The sequence below is a fragment of the Pseudomonas sp. NPDC087185 genome (assembly GCF_044744955.1).
GTDB lineage: Bacteria > Pseudomonadota > Gammaproteobacteria > Pseudomonadales > Pseudomonadaceae > Aquipseudomonas.
Genome location: NZ_JBIUZK010000001.1, coordinates 1074976 through 1091038 on the forward strand (window position 1 = coordinate 1074976; position 16063 = coordinate 1091038).

Annotated in this window: 19 protein-coding genes; 11 read left to right on the top strand and 8 right to left on the bottom strand. The window is 65.4% G+C overall.

Annotated elements, in window-relative coordinates:
* Window positions 1-25: 25 nt before the first annotated feature.
* Window positions 26-766 (bottom strand): peptidoglycan editing factor PgeF, encoded by a 741-nt coding sequence (gene pgeF, locus ACIPIJ_RS05120; protein ID WP_401073312.1) that lies wholly within the window; start codon window positions 764-766, stop codon window positions 26-28.
* Window positions 763-1725: a 23S rRNA pseudouridine(1911/1915/1917) synthase RluD gene (gene rluD, locus ACIPIJ_RS05125; RefSeq protein WP_401073314.1), complete on the bottom strand. Its 963-nt coding sequence runs from the start codon at window positions 1723-1725 to the stop codon at window positions 763-765. Before rluD ends, pgeF begins: the two co-directional genes overlap by 4 nt.
* Window positions 1726-1872: 147 nt before the next feature.
* Here rluD and ACIPIJ_RS05130 point away from each other — a divergent pair, with 147 nt between their 5' ends.
* The 10 genes from ACIPIJ_RS05130 to ACIPIJ_RS05175 all read left to right on the top strand — a co-directional run bounded on the left by ACIPIJ_RS05130 (window position 1873) and on the right by ACIPIJ_RS05175 (window position 11558).
* Window positions 1873-2892, top strand: a complete 1020-nt coding sequence (locus tag ACIPIJ_RS05130) for an outer membrane protein assembly factor BamD (protein ID WP_401073317.1) — start codon at window positions 1873-1875, stop codon at window positions 2890-2892.
* A gap of 94 nt (window positions 2893-2986) precedes the next feature.
* Window positions 2987-3217: a PP0621 family protein gene (locus ACIPIJ_RS05135; protein ID WP_401073320.1), complete on the top strand. Its 231-nt coding sequence runs from the start codon at window positions 2987-2989 to the stop codon at window positions 3215-3217.
* 191 nt (window positions 3218-3408) lie between these two features.
* On the top strand, window positions 3409-4173 hold the full coding sequence (locus ACIPIJ_RS05140; RefSeq protein WP_401073322.1) for a FadR/GntR family transcriptional regulator: 765 nt from the start codon (window positions 3409-3411) through the stop codon (window positions 4171-4173).
* A gap of 88 nt (window positions 4174-4261) precedes the next feature.
* Window positions 4262-5464, top strand: a complete 1203-nt coding sequence (locus ACIPIJ_RS05145) for an ABC transporter substrate-binding protein (RefSeq protein ID WP_401073324.1) — start codon at window positions 4262-4264, stop codon at window positions 5462-5464.
* Between the two features lie 65 nt (window positions 5465-5529).
* The gene (locus ACIPIJ_RS05150; RefSeq protein WP_401073327.1) at window positions 5530-6390 is read left to right on the top strand and encodes a branched-chain amino acid ABC transporter permease; all 861 of its coding nucleotides are present in this window, start codon (window positions 5530-5532) and stop codon (window positions 6388-6390) included.
* A gap of 2 nt (window positions 6391-6392) precedes the next feature.
* Window positions 6393-7409 carry a branched-chain amino acid ABC transporter permease gene (locus tag ACIPIJ_RS05155; RefSeq protein ID WP_401073330.1) on the top strand — a complete coding sequence of 339 codons (1017 nt, stop codon included), beginning with the start codon at window positions 6393-6395 and terminating at the stop codon, window positions 7407-7409.
* Window positions 7409-8161, top strand: a complete 753-nt coding sequence (locus tag ACIPIJ_RS05160; protein WP_401073333.1) for an ABC transporter ATP-binding protein — start codon at window positions 7409-7411, stop codon at window positions 8159-8161. The genes ACIPIJ_RS05155 and ACIPIJ_RS05160 overlap by 1 nt, the downstream gene beginning before the upstream one ends.
* Complete coding sequence (locus ACIPIJ_RS05165) at window positions 8161-8856, top strand: ABC transporter ATP-binding protein (RefSeq protein WP_400638965.1); 696 nt, start codon at window positions 8161-8163, stop codon at window positions 8854-8856. Before ACIPIJ_RS05160 ends, ACIPIJ_RS05165 begins: the two co-directional genes overlap by 1 nt.
* 13 nt (window positions 8857-8869) lie before the next feature.
* A complete protein-coding gene (locus ACIPIJ_RS05170) occupies window positions 8870-10147 on the top strand; it encodes a Zn-dependent hydrolase (protein ID WP_401073336.1) in 1278 nt (425 codons plus the stop codon).
* A gap of 1 nt (window position 10148) precedes the next feature.
* Window positions 10149-11558 carry an amidase gene (locus ACIPIJ_RS05175; protein ID WP_401073338.1) on the top strand — a complete coding sequence of 470 codons (1410 nt, stop codon included), beginning with the start codon at window positions 10149-10151 and terminating at the stop codon, window positions 11556-11558.
* 78 nt (window positions 11559-11636) lie between these two features.
* Here ACIPIJ_RS05175 and thiO read toward each other — a convergent pair whose 3' ends face one another.
* From thiO to ACIPIJ_RS05200, 5 genes are read right to left on the bottom strand one after another with little or no spacing between them, the layout of a single operon-like run.
* Window positions 11637-12734: a glycine oxidase ThiO gene (gene thiO, locus ACIPIJ_RS05180; protein ID WP_401073341.1), complete on the bottom strand. Its 1098-nt coding sequence runs from the start codon at window positions 12732-12734 to the stop codon at window positions 11637-11639.
* A gap of 53 nt (window positions 12735-12787) precedes the next feature.
* Window positions 12788-13177 carry a type IV pilin protein gene (locus tag ACIPIJ_RS05185; protein ID WP_401073343.1) on the bottom strand — a complete coding sequence of 130 codons (390 nt, stop codon included), beginning with the start codon at window positions 13175-13177 and terminating at the stop codon, window positions 12788-12790.
* A 1-nt stretch (window position 13178) separates the two neighbouring features.
* A complete protein-coding gene (locus tag ACIPIJ_RS05190; protein WP_401073346.1) occupies window positions 13179-13652 on the bottom strand; it encodes a hypothetical protein in 474 nt (157 codons plus the stop codon).
* On the bottom strand, window positions 13649-14296 hold the full coding sequence (locus ACIPIJ_RS05195) for a PilW family protein (protein ID WP_401073348.1): 648 nt from the start codon (window positions 14294-14296) through the stop codon (window positions 13649-13651). The genes ACIPIJ_RS05190 and ACIPIJ_RS05195 overlap by 4 nt, the downstream gene beginning before the upstream one ends.
* Window positions 14293-14502 carry a prepilin-type N-terminal cleavage/methylation domain-containing protein gene (locus ACIPIJ_RS05200; RefSeq protein ID WP_401073350.1) on the bottom strand — a complete coding sequence of 70 codons (210 nt, stop codon included), beginning with the start codon at window positions 14500-14502 and terminating at the stop codon, window positions 14293-14295. Before ACIPIJ_RS05200 ends, ACIPIJ_RS05195 begins: the two co-directional genes overlap by 4 nt.
* Before the next feature lie 108 nt (window positions 14503-14610).
* Here ACIPIJ_RS05200 and ACIPIJ_RS05205 point away from each other — a divergent pair, with 108 nt between their 5' ends.
* The gene (locus ACIPIJ_RS05205) at window positions 14611-15102 is read left to right on the top strand and encodes a GspH/FimT family pseudopilin (RefSeq protein WP_401073352.1); all 492 of its coding nucleotides are present in this window, start codon (window positions 14611-14613) and stop codon (window positions 15100-15102) included.
* On the opposite strand, the gene ispH is transcribed toward ACIPIJ_RS05205, so the two are convergent.
* Window positions 15103-16050, bottom strand: coding sequence for a 4-hydroxy-3-methylbut-2-enyl diphosphate reductase (gene ispH / locus ACIPIJ_RS05210; protein ID WP_401073355.1), 948 nt, complete (start codon window positions 16048-16050; stop codon window positions 15103-15105). It abuts the gene before it with no gap.
* Between the last annotated feature and the right edge of the window lie 13 nt (window positions 16051-16063).

Here is a 16063-nt window from a genome sequence, read left to right on the forward strand (position 1 = left end):
CTTGCCGGCGATGAGGCCGGGCCTGTCAGCGAGGATCTAGCCAGACCAAAGAAGCAAACCGGCCACCCTGCGGGGTGCGGCGATAGGAGAAGAACCGCGCATCGCTGACGGTGCAAAAACCGCCGCCATATACAGCTGTCACACCGCGCGCCGCCAAGCGAATACGCGCCAGCTTATAAATGTCGGCCATCAGCTTGCCTGGCCGCTCACCGTCGACAAAGGCCTCGGCAGCCTCCGGGTGCACCACCGTGAAGGCATCACGCACCTCAAGGCCCACCTCGAACGCCTGCGGGCCAATGGCCGGGCCCAACCACACCAGCACCTCGTCAGGCGGCAGTGCCAGGCGATCGAGGGTGGCTTCCAGCACACCACCGGCCAGCCCGCGCCAGCCAGCATGCGCGGCCGCCACACGGGTGCCGGCGCGGTCGCAAAACAGTGCGGGCAGGCAATCGGCAGTCATCACGGTGCAGGCAATGCCGGGTTGGTCGGTCCAGCTGGCGTCGGCCTCGGCGACCACAGACGGGTCGGCATCCGCCACCACCAGGCCGTGCACTTGCTTGAGCCAGGCGGGCTGGATAGCGAACTCGCCGCTCAGGCGACGGCGGTTCTCGGCGACAGCCCGTGGGTCATCGCCCACATGGTCACCGAGGTTGAAGGATTCGTAGGGCGGCAGGCTGATGCCGCCCTGACGGGTGGTGACGCAGGCGCGGACCGAGGCCGGGGCAGGCCAGTCGGGCAACAGCAGCGACTGCGTCAGCCCACTCATCCGATAAAGCTCTCGCGGTCCTGGTTCAGCAGCGACAACAACCAGGTGAAGTCGTCCGGCAGCGGCGAAGCCCATTCCATCCGTTCACCGGTGGTCGGGTGGTCCAGCGCCAGGAAGCGCGCGTGCAGGGCCTGACGCGGGAAGTTCTTCACCGCCTCGACCATGGCCACGCTGGCCGCCGGCGGAATGCGGAAACGCACGCCGTACGTCTGGTCGCCGACCAGCGGATAACCGACATGCGCCATGTGCACACGGATCTGGTGGGTACGGCCGGTTTCCAGCTTGACGCGCACATGGGTGTGAGAGCGGAAGCGCTTGAGCACCCGGTAGTGGCTGACCGCCGGCTTGCCGCCTTCAGTCACGGCCATGCGCTGGCGCACGCCACCGTGACGGCCGATCGGGGCGTTGATCTTGCCGCCCGCGATCACCACACCCACCACGATGCACTCGTAGATCCGGCTGACCGTACGGCTTTGCAGCTGCTCGACCAGCTTGGTCTGCGCCTGCAGGGTCTTGGCCACCACCATCAGGCCGGTGGTGTCCTTGTCCAGGCGATGGACAATGCCAGCGCGCGGCACGTTGATGATATCCGGCACGTGGTGCAGCAAGGCATTGAGCAGCGTGCCGCTGGCATGCCCGGCAGCCGGGTGCACGACCAGCCCGGCCGGCTTGTTGATCACCAGGATCTGGTCGTCTTCATAGACGATGTCCAGCTCGATGTCTTCGGCGACCCACTCGCCCTGGGCCTCTTGCTCGGCCTCCAGGGCCAGCAGGGAACCACCATGGACGGTATCTCGAGGGCGCACGACCGCGCCATCGACCGTCAGGCGGCCCTCTTTGATCCACGTGGTAAGCCGCGAACGCGAGTACTCGGCGAACAATTGGGCGGCGACCTGGTCGAGGCGTTGACCGCCCAGTTCGGACGGTACCTCTGCGCTAAGTTGAATGATCTCGGACATGCTCGATTCGGCGGGCGCACAGCCTTTGGTTTCGGCTGCGAGCTTGTGGTTAAATACGGCTTCTTTTGTCCCGGGGTTGGCCGGGGCGCTCATCATAACAGGACGGCACCGCCCAAGACAGCGGCCGTCAAAGGGACGCAAGCCGCCATGCAAGTGAAACACCTGCTGCTGATCGCCATCCTCGGGCTTACCGCGGCCTGTTCCTCTAATAAAGAGGTGATTGACGAGAACCTCAGCGAAGCCGAGCTGTATCAACAGGCTCAGGCTGACCTGGACAACTCCAGCTACACCAGCGCCGTGAACAAGCTCAAGGCCCTGGAGTCGCGTTACCCGTTCGGCCGTTACGCCGACCAGGCGCAGCTCGAGCTGATCTACGCCAACTACAAGAACGCCGAGCCCGAGGCTGCCAAATCGGCTGCCGAGCGCTTCATCCGCCTGCACCCGCAGCACCCGAACGTCGACTACGCCTACTACCTCAAGGGCCTGACCTCGTTCGACCAGGACCGCGGCCTGCTGGCGCGCTTCCTGCCGCTGGACATGACCAAGCGTGACCCGGGCGCCGCGCGCGACTCGTACAACGAGTTCGCCCAGCTGACCAGCCGCTTCCCCAACAGCCGCTACGCCCCGGACGCCAAGCAGCGCATGATCTACCTGCGCAACCTGCTGGCCTCCTATGAAATTCACGTGGCCGACTACTACCTGAGCCGCCAGGCTTATGTCGCCGCTGCCAACCGTGGCCGCTACGTGGTGGAAAACTTCCAGGAAACCCCATCGGTCGGCGACGGCCTGGCCGTCATGGTCGAGTCGTACCAGAAGATGCACCTGGACGACCTGGCCGCCACCAGCCTGGAAACCCTCAAGCTCAACTACCCAGACCACCCAAGCCTGGTGGACGGCGAGTTCCAGCCGAAGCAGACCGAGACCGATGGCCGTGGCTGGCTGTCCAAGGCCACCCTGGGCCTGATCGAAACCGACACGCCGCTGCCACCGGGTGAAACCCGCGCCAACCAGGACGTGGTTCGCCAGTTCCAGGACGCCCGCGCCGAGATGCCGCAAGACCTGTTGCCGAAAGATGAAAACGGCGACCCGATCCTGCCGGAAGGCCCGAAAGAAGCCGAAAAAGACCGCTCATGGTTCAGCTACATGACCTTTGGTCTGTTCGACTGATTCATGCTGGTACGAGAAAGGGAGGCCTGAGGCCTCCCTTTTTTATTGGCCGCGTCCTAGACTGTTGGCTTCTTTTCTCGACAAGCTGGACACCATGGTTCGCCTACTTTTCTGGATCGCCCTGATCGCTGCCGCGTTCTGGCTGTGGCGCAAATTCAAGATCAGCCAGCAATCGTCGTCCGAGCGCAAACTCGACGCACCGTTGCAGATGGTGCGCTGCGCCCATTGCGGCGTGCACCTGCCCAATGACCGGGCGTTACACCGTGGCAATGAGTGGTACTGCAGCCAGGCGCACCTGCAGCAGGGGCCTGGCCAGTCGCGTTAATTCTGTTCCGGCCTGTTCGCGGGGCAAGCCCGCGAAAAGGCCGGCACTGACCGACCTGTCTATCTGAAAACCACATATCCCTCCCCGACCCTTTCACACCATTTACGACCCCTCCCCCTCCGCCACCATTGACCCATCCCAGCAAAATTCGCTAAATCCTATTTATCCGCATAAATACGAAAAATAGCGAAATGCTCAAACCCAAACGCAAGCGCCAGAAGCTGTCCGACGTGATCGTCGAATCGGTCAAGCGCTCGATCGTCACCGAAGCCCTGCACCCCGGCGACCGCCTGCCCACCGAGCGCGAGTTGATGGAGCACTTCGAGTGCTCCAAGGGCACCGCCCGCGAAGCGCTCAAGGCGCTGGAGGTCGAAGGCCTGGTCAGCACCCGCACCGGCCCCAGCGGCGGCGCCTACCTCAATGAAGTCGGCACCGACCCGGCCAGCCGCGCACTGCGCAACTACCTGCACTTCCAGCACCTGGACGGCGAGCAGGTGTACCAGTTGCGCAAGGTCATCGAGGTGGAGCTGGCGGTATCGGTCATGGGCCAGCTGAGCGAAGCGGACTACGCCGCCCTGCAGGCCAACATCGACTTCTGCAGCACGCCCGAAGACAGCGAAGAAGGCCAGCGCGAACAGCGCCTGGCAGAGCTGGAGTTCCACACCCTGCTGGCGCACCGCTGCCCCAACCCGCTGCTGCGCTTCATGGCGGTGTTCCTCAACGACCTGCTGCGCGACCTGGTGGTGCTGAAGAAGGCCTACCTGCCCAAGCGCCAGCAGTTCGCCGCCGCCAACATCGACTATCACAAGCACCTGCTGCTGGCCCTTCGCGCCAGCGACGAGCCCGCCGTACGTCGGCTGATGCACGAACACATGTGCGACGCCGAACACCACATGACCGCGCTGGAAGGCGAGGTCGCCCGCAACTTCCTGCTGGAGTTCCCGCACAACCATTGATCCGCCTGGACAGAGGCCTGCACACAGGCCCGGCCGCACCGCTTTGTCATTGCACTCCTGCCTAATAACCACAACCAAGGAGTTACTCATGCAAAGACGTACCCTGCTCAAGGCAGGCCTTGCCCTGGGTGCCTTAGGTAGCCTCCCCCTGGGAGCGCACCGGGCATTCGCCGACGAACCGCTGACCTTCTACGGGCTCAAATCCATGTCTGGCGCCTTCGCCAGTTACGGCAAGTACGCCGACATGGGGTCGCGCCTGGCCATTGCCGAATACCCGCAACTGCTCGGCCACCCGCTCAAGTACAAAGTCATCGACACCGAAGGCAACGCCGGCAAGGCGGTGCGCAAGGTACAGGAAGCCATCGGCCAGGATGGCGCACGCTTCTTCCAGGGCTGCACCTTGTCGTCCTCGGCATTGGCCGTGTCGAAGGAGATCCACAAGGCCGGCGGTGTGTTCATGACGCCGGTCGGCGCTGACGAGATCACCGGCAAGGACTGCAACGCCTCGACCTTCCGCTGGTCGGTGCCCACCTATGGCGCCATCCGCGAGACACTGATCCCGATGATTCGCCAGCTGCCGCAGGCCAAGCGCTGGTACACCATCACCCCGCAATACGTGTTCGGCGATGCGCTGCTGGACAACGCCCGCAAAGTGTTCGCCGAGTTCGGCGTGGAGCACATCGGTAACAGCTACCACTCGCTGCAGGAGCAGGAATTCTCCGGTTACCTGACCAACGCCATCGCCGCCAAGCCCGACGTGCTGGTGCTGCTCAACTTCGGCAGCCAGTCGTCCAACGCTCTGCGCCAGGCGGTCAACTTCGGCATCAAGGACCGCATGAAAGTGCTGCTGGTGTGGTCGGCCGGGCTGGACCAGTTCCAGGAGCTGGGCAGCGACGTGCTCGAAGGTGTGTACCTGGGGGCGCAGTACTGGCACCAGGTCGATACGCCGCTGAACAAACAGCTGGTCGTGGCCACCCAGAAGGCCTACGGCATCAACCCCAACTACCCCCTGGCCGCCGACTACATCGGCACCAAGGTCATGCTCGAAGCCATCGGCAAAGCCGGCACGCTGGATGGCGCCAGTGTGTCGGCCGCCTTGCAGGGCATGCGCTTTCAGGGCCCGACCGGCGATGAGCTGATCCGCCCCGGCGACCACCAGGTGCTCAAGGACTACTACCTGTTGCGCGGCAAGCCCCAGGGGCAGATGCGCGACGAGGACGACCTGGCCGAAGTCATCAGCTCCGGGCGCTCGTTCGTCGAAGTCGACCACACCGGTTGCGCCCTGGCCTGAACCCGCGGCGCTAGTCAAACACACTCGTACAGGCAGGCGCTGCGCGCACTGTCGAGGGCACACTCATGCTCGATTTGTACCTGTTCCAACTGCTAAACGGCCTGGGCCTGGGGATGATCTACTTCCTCATCGCCGTGGGCCTGACGATCATTTTCGGCCTGCTCAACTTCGTCAACTTCGCCCACGGCGCGTTCTTCCTGCTTGGCGCCTACCTGTGCTACACCGCCGTGGCGATCACCGGCAACTTCTGGCTGGCGCTGCTGATCGCCCCGCTGGTGGCGGCGGCGCTGGCCTGGGCAGTCGAGCGTTTGCTGATCAAACGCATCTACCACTTGCCGCACACCTTCCAGATCCTCGTCACCTTGGGGATAGCGCTGATCATCCAGGAAGCCTCGGTGCTGATCTGGGGCCCGGTGGGCAAGAGCATCGCCGTGCCGCCCGAGCTGCGCGGGGTGCTGATCGTCGGGGACTTCATCTACCCGTACTACCGCTTGTTCCTCATTGGCTTTGCCGCACTGATCGGCCTCGGCCTGTGGCTGCTGCTGGAACGCACCCGCTTCGGCGCGCTGGTGCGTGCCGGCAGCGAGAGCACCGAAACCGTCTCGCTGCTGGGCACCAACATCTTCCGCCTGTTCTCCCTGACCTTCGCCTTGGGCGTGGGCCTGGCCGGCGTGGCGGGCGTGCTGTTCGCACCGCTGCGCGGCGCCCAGCCGTTCGTCGGCCCGGAAATCCTCGGCATCGCCTTCGTGGTGGTGGTGATCGGCGGCATGGGCTCGTTCGGCGGCGCGCTCGTGGGCGGCCTGCTGGTGGGTGTGGTGCAAAGCATGATGACCAGCCTCTGGCCGCAAGGCGCCAGCCTGATGATCTACGGCGCCATGGCCGCGGTCATCCTGGTTCGCCCCTATGGCCTGTTCGGGAGAGCATGACGATGAGCGAGAAAAATCCATTGCCCGTGAAGGGCCGCACCCCTGCCCTGCTGTTGCTGGTGCTCGCCAGCCTGGTGGCGCTGCCGCTGGTTCTGCCGTCGGCTACCCTGGCTACCGAGATCCTGATCTTTGCCCTGGCGGCGCTGGCCTGCAACCTGCTGCTCGGCTACACCGGCCTGCTGTCGTTCGGCCAGGGAATCTTCTTTGGCGTGGGCGCCTACGGCGCGGCGTTGCTGATGATTCATTTGAAGTGGGGCATGTTCAGCGCATTGCTCGGCGCAGCGGTGTTCGGTGCCTTCCTGGCACTGCTGGTCGGGGCGCTGGCCATACGCCGCAAGGGCATCTACTTCGTCATGCTGACCCTGGCCTTCAGCCAGATGGCGTACTTCCTGGCTTACACCCTCAGCGGGTGGACCGGTGGTGACAACGGCTTGCTCGACGTGCCGCGGCCGAACATCGAAATCGCCGGCCACGTGTTGGTCGACCTGGCCGACCCACGGCACTTCTATGTGTTCGTCGCGGTGCTGTTCCTGCTGATTTTCGCCGGCGCCTTGCGGGTGATCCGCTCACCATTCGGTAGCACCCTGCTGGCCATCCGCGAGAACGAGACCCGCGCCGCCGCCATCGGCTACGACACCCGCCATTTCAAGATCCTGGTGTTCATGCTGTCCGGCGCCATCACCGGCATCGCCGGGGCGTTGTACGCAATGCTGCTGCACTTCGCGCCGCTGTCGAACATCGACCTGATGATGAGCGAGAACATCCTGATCATGACCATCGTCGGCGGCACCGGCTCGCTGTTCGGGTCCTTGCTCGGTGCCGGCGCCATCGTGGTGCTGGGCGACGTGCTGTCCGAGCTGTGGCCGCGCTGGCTGATGCTACTGGGTGCGATCCTGATCCTGGTCGTGGTGTTCATGCGCGGCGGCCTGTGGGGCGGGCTGGCCGAGCTGGGCAAGCGCCTGCGGCCGTCGCGACCCAGTGCCGACAAGATACCTGCCAAGACCAAGGAGACCTTGTGATGAGCGATTACCTCCTGGAAACCCGTAACCTGGAACTGGCCTACGGGCCGTTCAAGGCAGTCGCCGGCGTCGACCTGAAGGTCCGTGCCGGCACCATTCACACAGTCATCGGCCCCAACGGCGCCGGCAAGACCAGCCTGTTCCACTGCCTCACCGGCGAGCGCCAGGCCACCGGCGGCAAGATCCTGTTCAACGGCCAGGACATCATCCGCAAGCCATCCCACGGCCGCGTGGCGCTGGGCATGGCGCGCTCGTTCCAGCTTACCAGCCTGTTCCAGAACCTGTCGGTGCGCGAAAACCTGCGCCTGGCCGCCCAGGGCCGCGATGGCCTGGGCGCGCTGAACTTCTGGCGCAGCGTAGAACACAAGCGCAGCCACTGGAACACCGCCGACCAGGTGCTCGAGCGCCTGAAATTGACCGCCCGCGCCGAGACCCTGGCCGGCGAACTGTCGCACGGCCAGCAACGGGTGCTGGAGGTGGGCATGTCGATCTGCGCCAAGCCCACCCTGCTGATGCTCGATGAGCCCACCTCGGGCATGGGCATCGACGATATCCCGGTGATGACCGACCTGATCAGCGACCTGGGCCGCGACCACACCGTGCTGCTGATCGAGCACAACATGAGCATCGTCATGTCGATCAGCCAGCGCATCACTGTCATGAGCCACGGCCAGATCCTGGTCGAGGGCACCCCGGACCAGGTGCGCAACGACGCTCGCGTGCGCACCGCCTACCTTGGAGAGGCCGCCTGATGCTCAACGTCGAATCGATCCATTCCTACTACGACAAGAGCCATGTGCTTGAAGGGGTTTCGCTGCAGGTCGGTGACGGCGAGCTGGTGACCTTGCTGGGGCGCAACGGTGCCGGCAAGACCACCACCTTGCGCAGCATCCTCGGCATCGTCCGCCCGCGCCAGGGCCAGATCAGCTTCAACGGCCAGCAACTGGTCGGCCGTGAAATCTTCGACATCGCCCGCCAAGGCATCGCCCTGGTGCCCGAGCATCGCGGCATCTTCCGCCAGCTCAGCGTCGAGGAGAACCTGAAGATTGCCGTGCGCAAGGACAGCCGCTGGCAGTTGGAAGACGTCTACACGATGTTCCCACGCCTGAAGGAGCGGCGGCGCAACGGCGGCTTTGCGCTGTCAGGCGGCGAGCAGCAGATGCTGGCCATCGCCCGCGCCCTGCTCAACGACCCCAAGCTGCTGATCCTCGACGAACCCACCGAGGGCCTGGCCCCGGTGATCGTCGACGAGCTGGTGAAAATCCTGCGGAGGATCAAGGGCGAAGGCCTGTCGATCCTGCTGGTGGAACAGAACCTGATGGTGTGCGACGCCCTCGCCGACCGCCACTACGTACTTGAACAAGGCCGCGTGGCCTACCAGGGCAGCGCGGCGCAGTTCCGCGAAGACCCGAGCATCAAGAACCGCTACCTGGCCCTGAGCGCCTGACAGGAGAATGCCCATGAACACCCGCATCGATCCCTCGCAGCATCGGCTCGGCCAAGGCGCGCTGGTCAGCCGCGAGCGCCTCTGGCAATCGCTGATGGACCTGGCCAGGCTCGGCGCCACCGCCAAGGGCGGCGTGTGCCGCCTGGCCCTGACCGACCTCGACCGCCAAGCCCGCGACCTCTTCGTGCACTGGTGCAGCGAGGCCGGCTGCACGGTCAGCGTCGACGCCATCGGCAATATTTTCGCCCGCCGCCCGGGGCGTAACCCGGCGTTGGCGCCGGTGATGACCGGCAGCCATATCGACACCCAACCCACCGGCGGCAAGTTCGACGGTTGCTACGGGGTGATGGCCGGGCTGGAGGTGATCCGCACGCTCAATGACCTGCAGCTGACCACCGAAGCGCCGCTGGAAGTGGTGGTATGGACCAACGAAGAAGGTTCGCGCTTCCCGCCGTGCATGATGGGCTCGGGCGTGTTCGCCGGTAAGTTCGGCCTGCAGGAAACGCTGGACAAGGTCGATGACCAAGGCCTGTCGGTGGGCGCCGAGCTGGCGCGCATCGGCTACGCCGGCCCCCGCGTGCCCACCGGGCATGCCGTAGGCGCCTACTTCGAAGCGCACATCGAACAAGGCCCGGTACTGGAAGACCAGCGCACCACCATCGGCGTGGTCCAGGGCTGCCTTGGGCAGAAGTGGTTCGACCTGGTGCTGACCGGCGTCGAAGCCCACGCCGGGCCTACGCCGATGCACCTGCGCAAGGATGCCCTGGTCGGCGCTGCCGAAGTGGTCGCGGCGGTCAACCGTGTGGCCCACGCCCATCAGCCGCATGCCTGCGGCACGGTGGGCTGCCTGACCCTGCACCCAGGCTCGCGCAACGTCATCCCGGGCCAGGTGCACATGACGATCGACCTGCGCCACCTCGACCCCACGCACCTTGCCGGCATGGTCGCCGAAGTGCGCGAAGCGATCGAGGCCAGTGCGGCCAAGCACGGGCTGAGTTTCGAGCTGACACCGACCGCCGACTTCCCACCGCTGTACTTCGCCGAGCAATGCGTCGATGCCGTGCGCCAGGGTGCGCGCGAGCTGGGCCTGAGCCATATGGACATCGTCAGCGGCGCTGGCCATGACGCGATCTTCCTCGCCGAACTGGGCCCGGCCGGGATGATCTTCGTGCCGTGCGAAGGCGGCATCAGCCACAACGAAATCGAAAACGCCGCGCCACAGGACCTCGCCGACGGCTGCGATGTGCTGCTGCGCGCCATGTTCCAGGCCGCCAACCAGGGAGCCTATTGAGATGACCGGCAAGACCGCCATCGGCGAATTCACCGCCGTCGAATTGCTCGAACTGTACCAACGCCGCCAGCTGTCGCCTGTCGAGGTGATCGATGATGTGCTGGCCCGCATCGACCAGCACAACCCGGCGGTCAACGCCTACTGCCATGTGGATGGCGAAGGCGCCCGCGCCGCTGCCCGCGCCAGCGAACAGCGCTGGCAGCGCGGTGAGCCGTGCGGCCGCCTGGATGGTGTGCCCGCGTCGATCAAGGACCTGACCCTCACCCGTGGGATGCCCACGCGCAAGGGGTCGCGCACCACGTCCGGCGCTGGCCCGTGGGATGTCGATGCGCCTTTCAGCGCATTCATGCGCGACGCTGGTGCGGTGCTGGTGGGCAAGACCACTACACCGGAATTTGGCTGGAAGGGGGTGACCGACAATCCGCTGTACGGCATCACCCGCAACCCCTGGGATACCCGCCTGACGGCAGGTGGCTCATCCGGCGGCGCGGCGGCCGCGGCCGCGCTGAACCTGGGCGTACTGCACCAGGGCAGCGATGCCGGCGGCTCGATCCGCATTCCCTGCGCCTTCACCGGTACCTTCGGCATCAAGCCCACGTTCGGTTACGTGCCACAGTGGCCGGCCAGCGCCATGACCGTGCTCTCGCACCTGGGGCCGATGACCCGCACCGTCGACGACTCGGTACTGATGCTCGACTGCGTGGCCCGCCCCGATGCACGCGACGGGCTGGCCGGTGCAGCCCGGCAGGCACCGTGGTTGGGCCAGGGGCAGGACCTGCGCGGGTTGCGCATCGCCTACAGCGCCAACTTTGGCTACGTGCAGGTCGATCCGCAGGTCCAGGCGCTGGTTGCGCAAGCGGTGCAGCGCCTGGCGCAGCTGGGGGCGCAGGTGGAGGAAGTCGACCCGGGGTTCGGTGACCCGCTGGAAACCTTCAATACCCTGTGGTTCGCCGGGGCTGCGCGGCTGGCCAGTACCTTGAGCGATGAACAGCGGGGGCTGCTGGATCCTGGTCTGCGCGGGATTGCCGAACAGGGCGCACAGATCAGCTTGAGCGAATACACCCAGGCGCTGGAGGCGCGGGCCGAACTGATAGCGCGGATGAATGCCTTCCACCAGCGTTACGATGTGCTGCTGTCGCCGATGCTGCCGCTGGCGGCCTTCGAGGCAGGGCACAACGTGCCACCGGGGTCGGGGATGGCGCAGTGGATGGAGTGGACGCCGTTCAGCTACCCGTTCAATTTGACCCAGCAGCCGGCAGCTTCGGTGCCGTGCGGGTTCACCCGCGAGGGGTTGCCGGTGGGGTTGCAGGTGGTTGCCGGGCGGTTCGCCGATGAGCAGGTGCTACGGGTGTGCAAGGTCTATGAGCAGCATTATCCGAGCCGGCATCTGCAGGCGCCGGTGGTGAGCTGAAGCCTGAGTTATTAGCTGGCCCCACCGGCCCAATCGCCGGCAAGCCGGCGATTGGGCCGCCAAGCGGCCCCGGCGATCTCAGCCCAGGCGCCCGGCCGGGGCATACGGCGCGGGATCAATGATCGGCGCAGCCCCCGTCAGCAAGTCGGTAAACAACTGACACGAAGCCGGCGCCAGCACCAACCCGTTGCGGTAATGCCCGCAGTTCAACCACAACCCGTCATGCCCCGGCACCGGCCCGATATACGGAATGCCTTCAGGCGACCCCGGCCGCAGCCCAGCCCAGTGCCCCACTACCGTGGCACCCTCAAGCTCAGGCAACAGTTCGATTGCCGAAGCCTTGAGGCTGGCCAGCGCATCCTCGGTCGGGGTCTTGTCGTACCCGGCATGCTCCAGCGTGCTGCCCACCAGAATGTGCCCGTCACGGCGCGGGATCGCGTAGCGCCCCTTGGCCAGCACCATGCTCGGCAAGAAGTCTTCGGCGCATTTGAACAGGATCATCTGGCCCTTCACCGGTTCCACCGGGAGCTCAAGGCCAAGCGTGCGCAGCAGGTCGCCGCTCCAGGCCCCGGCGCTGAGCACCACCTCATCGGCCTGCAGCGCACCGTCCGCCGTCTGCACACCCGTTACGCGTCCACCCTCCTGAACAAAGCCGGTGATCTGGCAGTGTTCGCGCAAGGTGACGTTGGGCAATGCCAACAGCGCGGCCTTGAGCGACTTGACCAACCGAGGGTTGCGCACGTTGGCCACACCGGCCATGTAGATCGCGTGCTTGAAGCCTGGGCCCAGCACCGGGAGCGCGTCATACGCCGCAGAGATATCCACAGCGCTGAGTGGCCGCTTCTCGCGCTGTGCCCAGGCCAGTGCCTCGGCCTCATCGTCCAGGTCAAGCCAGTACAAGCCAGTGGTATGGACCTCGGGATCGACGCCAGTACTGGCGAACAGGCGCTCGCCCAGCTGTGGATAAAAGTCCTGCGACCAGTGCGCCAGGGCGGTCACCGCGGGGCTGTAGCGCCAAGGGTACAGCGGCGAGACGATGCCGCCGCCGGCCCAGGACGACTCACGGCCAACCTCGCCCTGGTCACACACCACCACCTGGCCGACCTTCGCCGCCAGGTTGAACGCCGTCAGCAGGCCAATCACCCCGCCGCCGACCACCACTACTTGCTTGCTCATCTGTCGATCCAACACCTGAAGTAAAACCGCGATGCACGGGCACCATTCAACCTTCAGCTTCCCCAGCAGCGTTCACTGGCCTCGGCGGCACCCGGATTGCTCTGCACGCCGGCCTGGTCGAGCTGAAAATCACCACAGCGATCCTCTGCCATCAGGCCATGCGGCAGCCGCCGTGCGCGCAACGTGAAGGTGTCGCTGCCGCGTTGGGCCTGCAGGCTGTAGTGACGGTTGGCGGTGGGCAACGCCGGGTCGCCCTCGGCGTATTGGCCGGTGCGCACGCGCTGGCGCTCCAGACGCAGGGCGGCGTCATGCAGCAGGCCAACCACTTCGCTGCGTGCGGCTCGCCTGAGCTGGTCGCTGTAACTGGGGTAGGCAATGGCTGCCAGAATGCCGGTGACGGCCACGACAATCAACAACTCGATCAGGCTCAGCCCTTGCTGCATGTCAGTCTTCCCTCAGTCTTTGTCGCCAGAGAATGCGCTGGGGCGCCTGTGCTTGAGCGGCCGGAACGGCGTACATCGCTTCCAGCACCTGCCTGGATGCGGATTGCCGGCTGACCGCAGTCACGCGGAACAGCGAGACCGCTTCACCCTCCGGCAGGTGCAGGGCGCGCGTGCTTTCGCCCAGGTTCTGCAACTGGAAGAAACCGTTCGCGCTGGCCTGCCATTGCCCTTGCAGGTCATGTGGGCGCGGCGGTGGCGGGCACGCCTGGCACAACGGCGGCGGTGCCCGCAGCACCTCGGCCTCGCCCGCCAGCAGCGTGGCTTCGGCCTGCTCGAAGGCCTGCAAGCCATCGCGCAGGTCGCCGGCCATGCGTGTTTCAACCAGGGCATCGCGCAAGGCGGATGCCGCCAGCAGGCCAAGCAGCAGGCTCAGGACCAGCGCCAGCAGTAGCACCACCCCACGCTGGCGCTTCATGGCTCGGCCAGCGCGTTGCGGATTGCCACGCTCAAGTCGTAGCGCTGCTCGATCTCCAGGGCCGGGTCGAACAGCGTCAGCGTCACATCGACCCGTTGCCCGGCCGCCGTATCGACCTGTTCAACGCGCAGTTCACGCACATGGTCGACCAGCGGCTGCGAACTGTTGCGGCGCCTGAAACTCAGCGTGCTGCCTTCGAGTTGATACCGGTGACGGCTGACAGGGAGTACCCAGGGATGACCGCTGCCTTGAGCACGCCCCCTGTGCACCTGCGCCTCACTCACGCAGTCGGTCAGCACAGTCCAGTCCGGTGCACCGGTATGCCCCGGCAGCTCCGCCACCACCAGGTTCAGGCTGGCCGGGCCGGCCTGCACAGGGTGGGCGAAGGCATCTCGCGCAGCCGGGTCCTTGAAGTCGTCAGGCGCCAGGCGCAGGCACCCGAACATGCCGGCCATGCGGATGTCCTGGGCCATGCGCAGCAGCGCCAAACGGGCGTCCGACTGCATGCGTACGGCGGCGCCTTGCAGGCGCCAGCCCTGATGAGCCGAGATGAACAGCTGGCTGGCCGCCGTCAGCAACATCAGCCCGATGGCAAGCGCCAGCAGCGTTTCGACCAGGCCAAAGCCATGCTGGGTACGCCTCATGGCTGACGCACCGTCAGCTTGCCTGCGGACCCGGCCCGTTCATGCAGGGTGTGCGCTGCCAGCGCCACCTGCACCTCGCGATGCGCCGCCTCGGTGGCCTGCAATGCCTGAATCTGCAGCGCCGCCGCAGCGAACATGCCAAAGGCGATCACCGCCACGGCCAATAGTACTTCCAGCAGCGTCATGCCCCGTTGTCTTGCGTGCATCCCTGCACCTCCTGCGACTTTTCCCGCGATTGCGTGAAACCTGGCCGACTGGACCTCTTGTCCGGCGGGCCTGAAGCTAAGCGAAGCAGTTCCAGGGAGGAATGCACGGTGAAGCAACAGGGCGTAACACTGATACAAATGATGTTCGCACTTGCTGTGGCAGTGCTGCTGACACAGCTGGGCATGCCGGCCTACGCCAGATTGAGCGACGGCTTACACCGGGCGGCAGTAGCCCGTGACCTTGCCCAGTCGTTGCGTAGCGCACGCAGCCACGCCATGCTGCAGGGCCAAACGGTGCTGGTGCAATCTTTGGACAATGATTGGGGAAATGGCTGGCGTGTGCTGATCGAACACAACCAGCACCTGCTGCGCGAACATCGCCTCGCCCGGCCATTGCAGGTGAAGGCCAATACCGGAAGCCAGGTGAAATTCAGCGCACTGGGCGTGCCGCTGGGGAAGAACAACAACTTGTCAGGTGGGCGGCTGGAAGTCTGTGAACGATCCTCCGCAACCAGCCAGCATCGGGTGGTGCTGGCAACCAGCGGCAGGATCAGCCTGCGCACAAATGAACCGGAAAAGTCCCTGTGCGCAGGCCCCTGATCAGATCAGCGAGCGGACCCGCAGCTCTTTGGGCATGGAGAACGTGATGTTCTCCGGGCGCCCATCCAGTTCTTCTGCACCCGTGGCGCCCCAGGCCTTGAGCTGGTCGATCACGCCACGCACCAGCACTTCGGGGGCCGAAGCACCGGCGGTGATGCCGATCCGTGCCGCCTGGTCGAACCAGCCGCGCTGCATGTCTTCAGCGCCATCGATCAGGTAGGCCGGAGTACCCATGCGTTCGGCCAGCTCGCGCAGGCGGTTGGAGTTGGAGCTGTTGGGGCTGCCCACCACCAGCACCACGTCGCATTCGCCCGCCAGCTGCTTGACCGCGTCCTGGCGGTTTTGCGTGGCGTAGCAGATGTCGTCCTTGCGCGGGCCGCCGATGTTCGGGAAGCGTGCGCGCAGGGCGTCGATGACCCGGCTGGTGTCATCCATCGACAGGGTGGTCTGGGTGACGAAGGCCAGGTGGTCCGGGTCGCGCACCTGCAGCTTGGCGACATCGTCCTCGTCTTCGACAAGGTAGATGGCGCCGCCGTTGCTCGGGTCGTACTGGCCCATGGTGCCTTCGACTTCCGGGTGCCCTTCGTGGCCGATGAGGATGCACTCACGGCCGTCGCGGCTGTACTTGGCGACCTCGATGTGCACCTTGGTCACCAGCGGGCAGGTGGCGTCGAACACCTTCAGGCCACGGCCGGCGGCTTCCTGGCGCACGGCCTGGGAAACTCCGTGGGCGCTGAAGATGACGATGACGTCGTCCGGCACCTGGTCCAGCTCTTCGACGAAGATGGCGCCACGGTTGCGCAAGTCTTCCACCACGAACTTGTTGTGCACCACTTCATGGCGCACATAGATCGGCGGGCCGAAGACTTCCAGCGCACGGTTGACGATCTCGATCGCCCGGTCGACCCCCGCGCAGAAGCCGCGAGGGTTGGCGAGTTTGATTTGCATGCTCGGCTCCAGG

Bases quoted from the DNA above. Each gene is read 5' to 3' on its own strand.
- ispH (WP_401073355.1), bottom strand. From the start codon at position 16,050: ATGCAAATCAAACTCGCCAACCCTCGCGGCTTCTGCGCGGGGGTCGAC.
- pgeF (WP_401073312.1), bottom strand. From the start codon at position 766: ATGAGTGGGCTGACGCAGTCGCTGCTGTTGCCCGACTGGCCTGCCCCG.
- ACIPIJ_RS05150 (WP_401073327.1), top strand. From the start codon at position 5,530: ATGCTCGATTTGTACCTGTTCCAACTGCTAAACGGCCTGGGCCTGGGG.
- ACIPIJ_RS05165 (WP_400638965.1), top strand. From the start codon at position 8,161: ATGCTCAACGTCGAATCGATCCATTCCTACTACGACAAGAGCCATGTG.
- ACIPIJ_RS05135 (WP_401073320.1), top strand. From the start codon at position 2,987: ATGGTTCGCCTACTTTTCTGGATCGCCCTGATCGCTGCCGCGTTCTGG.
- ACIPIJ_RS05140 (WP_401073322.1), top strand. From the start codon at position 3,409: ATGCTCAAACCCAAACGCAAGCGCCAGAAGCTGTCCGACGTGATCGTC.
- ACIPIJ_RS05130 (WP_401073317.1), top strand. From the start codon at position 1,873: ATGCAAGTGAAACACCTGCTGCTGATCGCCATCCTCGGGCTTACCGCG.
- ACIPIJ_RS05200 (WP_401073350.1), bottom strand. From the start codon at position 14,502: ATGCACGCAAGACAACGGGGCATGACGCTGCTGGAAGTACTATTGGCC.
- ACIPIJ_RS05190 (WP_401073346.1), bottom strand. From the start codon at position 13,652: ATGAAGCGCCAGCGTGGGGTGGTGCTACTGCTGGCGCTGGTCCTGAGC.
- ACIPIJ_RS05170 (WP_401073336.1), top strand. From the start codon at position 8,870: ATGAACACCCGCATCGATCCCTCGCAGCATCGGCTCGGCCAAGGCGCG.
- ACIPIJ_RS05145 (WP_401073324.1), top strand. From the start codon at position 4,262: ATGCAAAGACGTACCCTGCTCAAGGCAGGCCTTGCCCTGGGTGCCTTA.
- ACIPIJ_RS05185 (WP_401073343.1), bottom strand. From the start codon at position 13,177: ATGCAGCAAGGGCTGAGCCTGATCGAGTTGTTGATTGTCGTGGCCGTC.
- ACIPIJ_RS05195 (WP_401073348.1), bottom strand. From the start codon at position 14,296: ATGAGGCGTACCCAGCATGGCTTTGGCCTGGTCGAAACGCTGCTGGCG.
- rluD (WP_401073314.1), bottom strand. From the start codon at position 1,725: ATGTCCGAGATCATTCAACTTAGCGCAGAGGTACCGTCCGAACTGGGC.
- thiO (WP_401073341.1), bottom strand. From the start codon at position 12,734: ATGAGCAAGCAAGTAGTGGTGGTCGGCGGCGGGGTGATTGGCCTGCTG.
- ACIPIJ_RS05155 (WP_401073330.1), top strand. From the start codon at position 6,393: ATGAGCGAGAAAAATCCATTGCCCGTGAAGGGCCGCACCCCTGCCCTG.
- ACIPIJ_RS05175 (WP_401073338.1), top strand. From the start codon at position 10,149: ATGACCGGCAAGACCGCCATCGGCGAATTCACCGCCGTCGAATTGCTC.
- ACIPIJ_RS05160 (WP_401073333.1), top strand. From the start codon at position 7,409: ATGAGCGATTACCTCCTGGAAACCCGTAACCTGGAACTGGCCTACGGG.